This is a genomic window from Cupriavidus sp. CuC1 (genome assembly GCF_044627735.1).
GTDB classification, from domain to species: domain Bacteria; phylum Pseudomonadota; class Gammaproteobacteria; order Burkholderiales; family Burkholderiaceae; genus Cupriavidus; species Cupriavidus ulmosensis.
Genome location: NZ_JBIUHC010000286.1, coordinates 1 through 6,471, shown reverse-complemented (window position 1 = coordinate 6,471; position 6,471 = coordinate 1). Strand labels below are relative to the sequence as shown.

Annotated in this window: 5 protein-coding genes; 2 read left to right on the top strand and 3 right to left on the bottom strand. The window is 67.1% G+C overall.

The features are described from left to right. The 3 genes from ACGLHR_RS50255 to ACGLHR_RS50245 all read right to left on the bottom strand — a co-directional run. Nucleotides 1-1,837: transglutaminase family protein (locus ACGLHR_RS50255; RefSeq protein WP_400103421.1), on the bottom strand; the 1,837-nt coding region annotated here is incomplete at its 3' end. Between the two features lie 137 nt (nt 1,838-1,974). Then, nucleotides 1,975-2,712 carry a tetratricopeptide repeat protein gene (locus ACGLHR_RS50250; protein WP_400103419.1) on the bottom strand — a complete coding sequence of 246 codons (738 nt, stop codon included), beginning with the start codon at nt 2,710-2,712 and terminating at the stop codon, nt 1,975-1,977. A 92-nt stretch (nt 2,713-2,804) separates the two neighbouring features. Further along, complete coding sequence (locus tag ACGLHR_RS50245) at nt 2,805-3,380, bottom strand: MarR family winged helix-turn-helix transcriptional regulator (protein ID WP_400103417.1); 576 nt, start codon at nt 3,378-3,380, stop codon at nt 2,805-2,807. Between the two features lie 288 nt (nt 3,381-3,668). Here ACGLHR_RS50245 and ACGLHR_RS50240 point away from each other — a divergent pair, with 288 nt between their 5' ends. Beyond that, on the top strand, nt 3,669-4,616 hold the full coding sequence (locus ACGLHR_RS50240) for a Bug family tripartite tricarboxylate transporter substrate binding protein (protein WP_400103423.1): 948 nt from the start codon (nt 3,669-3,671) through the stop codon (nt 4,614-4,616). 142 nt (nt 4,617-4,758) lie between these two features. Then, a complete protein-coding gene (locus ACGLHR_RS50235) occupies nt 4,759-6,318 on the top strand; it encodes a sulfatase-like hydrolase/transferase (RefSeq protein ID WP_400103415.1) in 1,560 nt (519 codons plus the stop codon). Nucleotides 6,319-6,471: the final 153 nt, after the last annotated feature.

Here is a 6,471-nt window from a genome sequence, read left to right as displayed (position 1 = left end):
CGGCACGCGCAGCCGCTGCCGAGCCGGGCGCGGGGTAGGCCGCGGTGCTGGCGCGGAACTCCACCGCCTGGCCAGACTCGGCGCCTGGGCCGCCAAGCCCCGGCAACTGCGCGCGCAACTGGGCCCCTGTGGGCAGCGGCGAGCGCGCCGCGAACGGGTCCTGGTCGAACTGCCACGGGTAGTCCGCCTCGCTCACCCAGGGCAGGGCGTCCAGCGGCAGGCGGTAGCCCATCGGCGAATCGCCGGGCAGCAGGTACATGCGGTCGTCGCGGAAGAACCACGGCCCGCTGATCCAGCGGTGGGCGGCCAACGCCGGGCCGTCTTCCTCGCCGGTGCGGCGCAGCGGCAGCACGTAGCCGGTGGGCCGCGCCAGGCCGCCATCGAACACGCGGCGCAGGCGCATGCGCTCCATCTCGTCGTCGAGCCGTGCTTCCAGCGGGTCGACGTTGACCGGCAGGCGGCGCTCGCGCCAGAGGTAATACCAGGTGTCCTCATAGCCCGCCTGCACAAAGCCGGGGTTCAGCCCGAGGCGGGTGGCCAGGCTATCGAGGAAGCGCCGCGCGTCGGCCTCGGTATAGTCGGCCGGCTCGCGCTCGTCGGCGAACAGCGACGGGTCCTGCCAGCAGGGCTGGCCATCGGCGCGCCAGCAGATCGACAGGGCCCAGCGCGGCAATTGCTCGCCCGGATACCACTTGCCCTGGCCGAAGTGCAGGAAGCCGCCCTTGCCGTAGCGCGCGCGCAGTTTATGCACCAGTTCGGTGGCATAGGCGCGCTTGGTGGTGCCGAGCGCATCGGTGTTCCATTCCGCGCCATCGCGATCCTTGACCGCGACAAAGGTCGGCTCGCCGCCCATGGTCAGGCGCACATCCTGCGCGTTGAGCTGGAGGTCGACCTCGGCGCCCACGGCCGCCACCGCCTGCCACTGCGCCTCGGTATAGGGCTTGGTCACGCGCGGCGATTCATAGACGCGGGTGATCGACATCTCGTGGTGGAAGGTCACCTCGCTCTCGTCGACCGCGCCGCTGACCGGCGCCGCGCTGCCCGGCTCGGGCGTGCATGCCACCGGGATATGGCCCTCGCCGGCCAGCAGGCCGGAGGTGGGGTCAAGCCCGATCCAGCCCGCGCCGGGCAGGTAGACCTCGCACCACGCATGCAGGTCGGTGAAGTCCACCTCGGTGCCGCTGGGGCCGTCGATGGATTTCACGTCGGGCGCCAGTTGCAGCAGGTAGCCGGACACGAAGCGCGCGGCCAGCCCCAGGTGGCGCAGCGTCTGCACCAGCAGCCAGCCGGAATCCCGGCAGGAGCCCGCGCCGGTCTCAAGAGTCTGCTCCGGCGTCTGCACGCCCGGCTCCATGCGGATCAGGTAGCGGATGTCCTCTTGCAGGCGCTGGTTCAGCGCCACCAGGAAATCGCTCGTGGTCTGCTTGTTGCGCGGAATGCTCTCCACGAAGGCGGCAAAGCGCGGCGTCGGCTCGCCCTTGACCATGTAGGGCGCCAGCTCGTACGCCAGGCCGGGCTCGTAGGTGAAGGGAAAATTCTCGGCGTAGGGCTCGAGGAAGAAGTCGAAGGGGTTGTAGACCGCCATCTCGACCACCAGGTCGACGGTGATCTTGAACTCGGTGGTCGGCTCGGGGATCACCAGCCGGGCGAGGTAGTTGGCGAACGGGTCCTGCTGCCAGTTCACGAAGTGCTGCTCGGGCTCGATGCGCAGCGAATACGAAAGGATCGGCGTGCGGCAGTGCGGGGCAGGACGGAGCCTGACCACCTGCGGCGAAAGCTTCACGGGCCGGTCGTACCGGTAGTGGGTGACATGGTTCAGTGCGACGTGTGTTGCCACTAGTGCCTCCCATTGGCGCAGGTTTCGTGTTGTTGTCTCAAGCAAGAGTTGTACCGCCCCCGGCTGCACACACAGCATGCGCGGCGTACGCCTGGGCAGCGGCCCCTCCATGGCATCATGCTCAGGCTACCGCAGCATTACATCGCGCCAGCCTGTTTTGCCTTCAGTCCCTGCTCTATCAGTGAGCGCAGCTTGGCCAGCGCCCCCGGGTCACCGTGCGCGGCGGCGCGCGCGTACCAGATCTTGGCCTGCTCGATGTCCTTCTCGACCACGCCGGGCTCGCCACGCTCGTAATAGCTGGCGACGATGTACTGGGCACCGCCGTCGCCCGCCGTGGCGGCGCGCGTGTACCACTCGAAGGCCTTGCCATAGTCCCGCGCGAGGCCCCGCCCGGTGAAGTAGTTGGTCGCCAGTTCCACCTGCGCCTGCACATGGCCGCCTTCGGCAGCGCGGCGGTACCACTGGTTGGCGGACTCCAGCGAGCGCGGCACCAGTTCGCCATGCTCGTACAGCTCACCAAAGGTGAACTGGGCCTGCGTCATGTCGTTCTCGGCCGCGCGGTGCAGCCAGATCAGCGCCTCCTCCTGGCGCACCGGCGTGCCCTCGCCGCGCAGCAGCATCATGGCGTAGTTGTACTGCGCGAGCCGGTTGCCCTGCTGGGCCGCCTTGGCAAAATCCCGCAAGGCCGAATCGAAGGCGCCGGCGTCGTAGGCGGTCACCGCCTGGCGCGTCAGTTCCTGCGCCGGTGCCGGCGGCTGGCGCGCGGCCTGGGCGTGCTGGGAGGCCAATAGGCACAGGGGAAGCAGAGCGGCAATAAAGAAGGCAGCGCGCAATCGAGAAGGAAAGCGGGAAGGAAAGAGACGGACAAGCGGCATGGCAGGCTCCAGGCAGGGCACGCGCTGACTCCAAGTGTACAAGTGTAGGACTCGAAAGTCGCTAGGTGCAGTCGGAAGCGGCCGGCCAAACCTTACGGTTGGCGCCACCAGTCCTGCGCCAGTTGCGTGGGCGCGGGTACGCTGCTGGGCAGCGCTTGCGCCTCGGCGAGCAAGGCTTCGGCCTGCACATGCAGCCGGGACAGGCACCGCGCCAGCACCCGCGCCTCCTCCGCATCCAGGCAGGCGGCCAGGCGGGCGTTGAAGGCCTGCGCCTGCGCAAAGGCAAGCTGGTAGACCGCTTCGCCCTCGTCGCTCAGCACGAACGCCGCCGCCCGCCGGTCCCGCTCGCGCGTGGCGCGCTGCACCAGCCCACGCGCCATCAGCGCGTGCACGGCGCGGCTGGCGAGCACCTTGTCCAGCCCCGCGCTTTGCGCCAGCTCCGTCAGGCGCGTGCCCGGCTGCTCGCCGAGGAAGGCCAGCATGCGCCACTCGCGCCGGCTCACCCCGGCCGCGGCGCGCAGGTGATGCCCGCTGGCTTGCAGGGCGACGCGGGTCAGGTGATAGAGGCGGTAGTTGAGGAAATCCGCCAGCCGGGCGGGATGCTGCAGCGTTTGACCTGCGTCCCGCGCTGGCTCCCGCGCCTGCTCGCCCACTTCGCTGCCATTCATGCCGCACCCGCAAATTTAGTTGATTTTGTCAATTATATGGGTGGGTGTTAGCGTCTGTGCCGCTACATAAGAACCGGCGGGCCGCGCGCAAAGCGCACCCGCCGGGGTACAGCCGGGCAGGATGAACCCAGGAACGAAACGCGCACATCGATGCGCGAAATCCTTCTTTGGCGCCCGCGGGCCGTATCGATAAATTGGCCGGCTTCCCGCCGCTGCCGAACCAACAGAACAGGAGAACCCGTGAAACCCGCCAAACTGCTGCGCGCGCTAGTCCCCACCCTCGCCACCATGACCACACTGGCCGCCATGTGCCTCGCCAGCGCGCCGGCCAGCGCCCAGAACGACCGCCCGCTGCGCATCCTGGTGGGCTACCCCGCCGGCGGCACCGCCGACCTGGCCGCCCGCCTGATCGGCGACAAGCTGCGCGAGGAACTCAAGCAAACCGTGGTCATCGAGAACAAGCCCGGCGCGGGTGGCCGCCTGGTCATGGACTATGCGCGCACCCTGCCCGCCGACGGCAACACGCTGGTGGTCGCCAACTCCGCGGTGATGACCATCGCCCCGCTGGTCTACCGCAAGCTGAACTACGACATCCAGCGCGACTTCGCGCCGGTGGCGCAAACCGCCAACTTCCAGCTGGCCCTGGCCACCGGCCCCGGCACGCCGGCCAGGACGCTCAAGGAATACATCGAGTGGCTCAAGGCCAGCCCTGCCAAGAACAATTCCTACGCCTCGCCGGCGCTAGGCAGCATTCCACACTTCTTTGGCTTGCTGGTCGGCAAGCAGGTTGGCGTGGAGATGCTGCACGTGCCATTCAACGGCTCGGCACCGTTGATGAATGCGCTGGTGGGCGGACAGGTGCCGGCCTCGGTCGATACGCTCGCCGATCTCACCGAGATGCATCGCGCGGGCAAGATCCGCGTACTGGCAAGCTCAGGGACGCAGCGCTCGGTGGCATTGCCGGATGTGCCCACGTTTACCGAGCTTGGCTATAAGGACATCGAAGGGCTGGGCCGGTACGGGTTCCTGGCGCCGGCCGGCGTGCCGAAGGCAACGATCGAGCGGCTGAATGCGGCGATCGTGCATGCGGTGCAGTCGGCGGATCTGAAGGAGCGGTTCCTGAAGCTGGGGCTGGAGCCGCAAACCGGGAGCGCGGAGCAGTTCGGGAAGGTGCTGGCGGCGGATGCCGGGCGGTGGGGGCCAGTGGTCAAGGCCTCTGGCTATACCGGAGATTGAAAGCATTCCGGCAGATTTCATAATGATTATTCATTTCATGAATGTTATTTGATGCATGGATGAAATCTTCATGAATCTTCGCTCAGTTATCTATTGAATTGATGACGATCAGGTCAGCGGCCTGACCGGCATCAACAAAACCATGTCCACACGAAACACCCTCTTCATCATGTGCGACCAGCTACGCCAGGACCACCTGGCCTGCTACGGCCACCCCACCCTGCGCACCAGGAACATCGACGCCCTCGCCGCGCGCGGCGTGCGCTTCACCAAGGCATTCGTCACCTCCGGCGTTTGCGGCCCGAGCCGCATGAGCTTCTACACCGGGCGCTACCCGAGCAGCCACGGCGCCACCTGGAACCGCGTGCCGCTATCCGTCGGCGAAGTGACGCTGGGCGAATACCTGAAGGACAGCCACCGTGCCCTGGCGCTGGCCGGCAAGACCCACGTCATGCCCGACAACGCCAACATGAAGCGCCTGCACCTCGACGGTGGCAGCGAGCTGGAAACGCTGCTGCGCAGCGGGCACTTTGTCGAAGTCGACCGCCACGACGGCCACCACGCCGAGCCGCACAGCGCCTACGCCGAGTGGCTGCGCAAGCAGGGCTACGACAGCGCGGACCCCTGGACGGACTACGTGATCAGCGCCGAGAACGCGCAAGGGGAGATCGTGTCGGGCTGGCAGATGCGCAATGCGGGCTTGCCGGCACGCGTGGCGGAGCCGCATTCGGAGACGGCCTATACGGTGAGCCAGGCGATGCAGTACATCGCCGCGCGCGGCGATGATCCCTGGGTGCTGCACCTGTCGCTGGTCAAGCCGCACTGGCCCTATATGGCGCCTGCGCCCTACCACGCGGCTTACTCGCTGGACGACTGCCTGCCGCTCAAGCGCCACGACGCCGAGCTGGACAACCCGCATCCGGTGCTTGACGCGTACCGCACGCAGGAAGAGTGCGCCAACTTCATGCGCAGCGAAGTCTCGGACACGGTGCGTCCCGCCTATCAAGGCCTGGTGCAGCAGATCGACGACCGGCTCGGCGAGCTGTGGGAACAACTGGAGCGCCTGGGCCGCTGGGAAGACACGCTGATCGTGTTCACGGCAGACCACGGCGACTTCCTGGGCGATCACTGGCTCGGCGAGAAGGAGCAGTTCTACGACACGGTGCAGAACATCCCGCTGATTGTCTACGACCCCTCGCCCCAGGCCGACGCCACCCGCGGCAGCGCGGATGCGCGCATGGTCTCGGCCGTGGACGTGGTGCCGACGGTGCTGGACGCGCTGGGCCTGCCGCCGGCAGACCATCGCGTGGAAGGCCGCTCGCTGCTGGATCTCACGCGCGAGCGCGGCAATGGCCAGTGGCGGGACTTCGTGGTGTCGGAGTTGGACTACGCCTATCGCGGCGCGCGGATTGCGCTGGGCCGGCAACCGGGCGAGTGCCGGGCGTGGATGGTGCGCAATGCGCGCTGGAAGTATGTGCACTGGCAGGGTTTCCGCCCGCAGCTGTTCGACCTGGAACGCGACCCGGACGAGTTCTTCGACCTGGGCGAGGATGCCAGCCACGAAGCCATCCGCTCGGCGATGCGGCTGCACCTGCTGGAATGGTTTTGCATGCTCAAGCCGCGCACTACGGTTAGTCATGGGGAGGTGGTGGCCAAGACTAATGTTTATAAGCAGGCGGGGGTGTTTTTTGGGGTGTGGTGAGGGTAGGGGGAGGGGTGCGGACTGCAACTGCAACTGCAAAATCAGCTTCAAATTCAACGGCTTAACGTCAAAAGCAGTAACTTCTCAATAAAGCGGGGCAAACGGCGTCACGCCGCTCAGGTGGAGAGAGCGATGCGCTGTTCGAGGAGGTGG